The organism is Streptomyces lothianensis (assembly GCF_047779955.1).
GTDB lineage: Bacteria > Actinomycetota > Actinomycetes > Streptomycetales > Streptomycetaceae > Streptomyces.
In genome coordinates this window covers 1-1406 of record NZ_JBLMKT010000115.1, presented here as the reverse complement: position 1 = coordinate 1406, position 1406 = coordinate 1, and the positions used below count along the sequence as shown (strand labels likewise).

Annotated in this window: 1 protein-coding gene; it reads right to left on the bottom strand. The window is 68.5% G+C overall.

Annotated features, from left to right (window positions below):
• Window positions 1–1406, bottom strand: a 1406-nt coding sequence (locus tag ACLF6P_RS29830; RefSeq protein ID WP_415954538.1) for a non-ribosomal peptide synthetase, incomplete at both ends; no start/stop codon positions are given.

Genomic DNA, 1406 nt, shown 5'->3' with positions numbered 1-1406 from the left:
AGAGTTCGCCGGGTACTCCTACGGGTACGGGTTGCAGTGCCGCGTCGAGCACGTAGACCTGTGTGTTGGTGAGGGGGGTGCCGATGGGTGGGGTGACGGGGCCGGTGAGGGGTTGGCTCATGGTGGCGCAGACGGTGGTCTCGGTCGGGCCGTAGGCGTTGATCATGCGTCGGCCGGTGGACCATTTTTCGACCATGGCGGGTGGGCAGGCCTCGCCGGCCACGATGAGGGTCATTCCGTCGGGGAGTGCGTGGTCGGGCAGGACGGTGAGGGCGGTGGGGGGCAGTGTCGCGTGGGTGATGTGGTGTCGTGCGAGGACATCGGCGAGTGGTTCGCCGGGCATCAGTTCGGTGGCTGTCGCGAGCACCAGCCGCGCCCCCGACAGCAGCGCCATGACCACTTCCCAGGAAGCGGCGTCGAAGCTCGGTGAAGCGAACTGCAGCACACGGCTGCCTGCGTCGACCCCCAGGGTGTGGATCTGCGCATGCGCGAGTCCGGCGATGCCCGTGTGGGTGACGACGACGCCCTTGGGGCGGCCGGTCGAGCCGGAGGTGTGGATGACGTAGGCGGGTGACTGGGCGAGCAGTGGTCCGGTGCGGTCCTCGTCGCTCAGGTCACCGGACTCGTACGCGTCCAGCGGAATGTCCTCGACGAGGAAGGGGAGTACGCCCGCAGGCAGTTCGGGAGCCGTTTCGGCACAGGTGAGTACGGTGACGGGGTCGGAGTTGTCGAGCATGTAGGCGATGCGGTCCGCCGGGTACTCGGGGTCGACCGGTACGTAGGCGCCGCCGGTCTTCATCACGGCCAGGATGGCGACGAGCCATTCCACCGACCGTGGCAGTGCCACCGCGACCCGTGCCTCGGGGCCGGCTCCGCGTTCGACCAGCCATCGGGCCAGTTGGTTCGCGCGGCCGTTCAGCTCGGCGTACGACAGTGATACGTCACCGAACTCCACCGCCACCGCTTGTGGACCCCGGGCCACCTGCTCCTCGAAGAGCTCGACGAACGATGCCTCGGCGATCTCCTGCGGCGACGCGCTCCACGCGCCCAGTAGGTCCGCGCGCTCCTCGGGTGCCAGGACGTCCACCGACCGCACAGGCCGGTCGGCGTCCGCCGCCACGGCGTCGAGGAACCGTACGAGCCGGGCCACCAGCGTCTCGACCGTGTTCCGCTCGAACAGGTCCGTGGCATAGGTGAGGAAGCCATTCAGTCCGGCCGGTGTTCCTTCGGCGGTGTGGCACTCGTGCAGGGTGAAGGAAAGGTCGAACTTGGCGGTTCCGACGGTCAGATCGTCCACCCGGGCGGGGAATCCCCCCAACTCGATGCCGGCCTCGGCGTTGTTCTGCAGGACGAGCATGACCTGGAAGAGGGGGTGGTGGGCGAGGGTGCGGGTCGGGTTGGCGATT